This window comes from Polaromonas sp. P3_C2, from assembly GCF_056402675.1.
Genome location: NZ_JBFUGX010000547.1, coordinates 1 through 2,877 on the forward strand (window position 1 = coordinate 1; position 2,877 = coordinate 2,877).

The 2,877-nt window shown below is 62.9% G+C and carries 2 protein-coding genes; both read left to right on the forward strand.

Features of this window, described 5'->3' with window-relative positions; all coding sequences use genetic code 11:
* Positions 1–1,243: bifunctional isocitrate dehydrogenase kinase/phosphatase (aceK, locus tag AC1DWI_RS18730; RefSeq protein WP_477725426.1), on the forward strand; the 1,243-nt coding region annotated here is incomplete at its 5' end.
* A gap of 300 nt (positions 1,244–1,543) precedes the next feature.
* Positions 1,544–2,725, forward strand: coding sequence for an acetyl-CoA C-acyltransferase (locus AC1DWI_RS18735; RefSeq protein ID WP_477670098.1), 1,182 nt, complete (start codon positions 1,544–1,546; stop codon positions 2,723–2,725).
* Positions 2,726–2,877: the final 152 nt, after the last annotated feature.

Here is a 2,877-nt window from a genome sequence, read left to right on the forward strand (position 1 = left end):
CCGCAACAAGGGCGCGTACGTTGTGGGCAAGATCATCAACGGCTTCAACGAAGTGCCGTTTGCACTGCCGGTGCTGCACAACAAGGCCGGTAAACTGGTCATCGACGCCGCGCTGTTTGGTGAAGATGATTTGCTCATCCTGTTCAGCTTTGCCCGCGCCTACTTCATGGTCGACATGGGCATCCCGTCAGCCTACGTGCAGTTTTTGCGCAGCATGATGCCGCACATGCCGCGCGCTGAAATCTACAACGCGCTGGGCCTGGCCAAGCAGGGCAAGACGCTTTTCTACCGCGACTTTCTGTACCACCTGCGGCACTCCACCGACAAGTTCCGCATTGCGCCCGGCATCAAGGGCATGGTCATGCTGGTGTTCGACTTGCCCTCGTTCCCCTACGTGTTCAAGGTCATCAAGGACTACTACCCGCCGCAAAAAGACACCACGCGCGAGCAGATCAAGGGCAAGTACCTGCTGGTCAAGCAGCATGATCGCGTGGGCCGCATGGCCGACACGCAGGAATACAGCGAAGTGGCCTTTCCGCGCGAACGTTTCAGCGACGAGCTGATCGCCGAGATCGAAAAGTTCGCGCCCAGCCAGCTTGAGATCAGCGACCGCGACGGCGACGGTGCCACCGAAGTCATCATCAAGCATGTCTACATCGAGCGGCGCATGATCCCGCTCAACATCTATTTGCAGGAAGCCTTTGACGCCGGCGTGAAAGAGCCGGCAGCCCAGGACCAGATCGAGCGTGCCGTCGTCGAATACGGCAACGCCATCAAGGACCTGGTGGCCGCCAACATCTTCCCCGGCGACATGCTCTGGAAGAACTTTGGCATCACGCGCCACGGCAAGGTCGTGTTCTACGACTACGACGAGATCGAATACATCACCGACTGCAACTTCCGCAAGGTGCCCGCCGCGCGCAACGAGGAAGAAGAGATGAGCGGCGAGGTCTGGTATACCGTCGGCCCCAAGGACGTGTTCCCCGAAACTTTCGGCCCCTTCCTGCTCGGCAATGACGCGGTGCGCGAAGTCTTCATGAAGCACCACGGCGACCTGCTCGACGCCCATTTCTGGCAAAGCCACCAGGCACGCATCCAGGCCGGCCACGTGCACGACGTATTTCCTTATGAGCGCGAGAAACGCTTTGTCGCGCTGCACAGCCCCGGTGCTCCCCACGATGAAGTCCTCATGCAACTGCCGCCCGAGCCCGTGCTCACAGGCCTGAGCGGCCTGACGCCCTAGAAGATGTTGGCCCCCACGCTTTTCACTTCGCCTTCGGCTCCGTGTAATGCGCGAGGCCTTGCAGGCCGCGGCTCGCGAGACGCTTCGCCTCTGTCGCCCGTCCAAGCCTGCGCAGGCAGGCTTGGAGCCGCGGGCTCCAGCCCCTCGGTGGCGCTGCGCCTGCGGCCCGGCAAAGCCGGTTCCGCGGCCCTGGCTGGCTGGGAGCGCGCTCCACCTTGGCTTTGCTACTTATCCTGCGTCCGTCGCGGCTTGTTGACAGATGCCTCCCGAATTTTTCTCATCAATTGAAAGGACCTCCTCATGTCTGAATCCATCGTTATCCTCGGCGCAGCCCGCACCCCCATGGGCGGCTTCCAGGGCGACTTCGCCAGCCTGTCGGCCCATGACCTGGGCGGCTACGCCATCAAGGCCGCCATCGAACGTTCCGGCATTGCGCCTGAAAAGGTCGATGAAGTGCTGTTCGGCAACTGTCTGATGGCCGGCCAGGGCCAGGCGCCGGCACGCCAGGCCGGTTTCAAGGGCGGCCTGCCCGCCAGCGTGGGCGCCGTCACGCTGTCCAAAATGTGCGGCTCCGGCATGGAAGCCACCATGCTCGCGCACGACCAGCTCATCGCCGGCAGCCGCGACGTGATGGTTTCCGGCGGCATGGAAAGCATGACCAACGCACCCCACCTGCTGCTCAAGGGCCGCAGCGGCATCCGCATCGGGCACGACCGCATTTATGACCACATGATGCTCGACGGCCTGGAAGACGCTTATGAACCCGGCCGCGCCATGGGCACCTTCGGCGAGCAGTGCGCCGACAAGTACAAGTTCACCCGCGAAGCGCAGGACGCCTTTGCCACCGCCAGCGTGAACCGCGCCAAGGCCGCCACCGAATCCGGTGCCTTCAAGGCCGAAATCACGCCCATCACCGTCAAGGGCCGCAGCGGCGAAACGGTGATCTCTATCGACGAAGGCCCGGGCAAGGTCAAGCTCGACAAGATTCCCACACTCAAGCCTGCCTTCAAGAAAGACGGCACCATCACCGCCGCCTCCAGCTCGTCCATCAACGACGGCGCCGCCGCCCTGGTACTGGCGCGTGAATCCACCGCCAAAGAACTGGGCGCCACGCCCATCGCGCGCATCCTCGGCCACGCCACGTTTGCGCAAGACCCTGAATGGTTTACCACCGCCCCGGTCGGCGCGGTCAACAAGCTGCTCAAGAAGATCGGCTGGAGCGCCAAAGACGTGGACCTGTGGGAAGTCAATGAAGCTTTCGCCGTGGTGCCCATGGCCGCGATGAAAGAACTCGGCATCAGCCACGACATCGTCAACGTCAACGGCGGCGCCTGCGCGCTGGGCCACCCCATCGGCGCGTCCGGCGCCCGCATCCTGGTCACGCTGATCCACGCGCTCAAGGCCCGCGGCCTGAAGAAAGGCGTTGCCACCTTGTGCATCGGCGGCGGTGAAGGCACGGCCATGGCGATCGAGCTGGTATGACGCAAGAAGCACCACAAACGCTTTCACCCGCTGAGCTCGCCCAGCGCATCGATGCGTTCTGGCTGAAATTCCAGGAGGGCGAGGCGGAGCTTGTCCGCCAGCCGGTACGCGACCAGGTCGAGAGCATCAATGAAGTTCTCGAGGAGTACCTG

Coding starts and splice junctions, on each gene's coding strand:
- AC1DWI_RS18735 (WP_477670098.1), top strand. CDS start 1,544: ATGTCTGAATCCATCGTTATCCTCGGCGCAGCCCGCACCCCCATGGGC.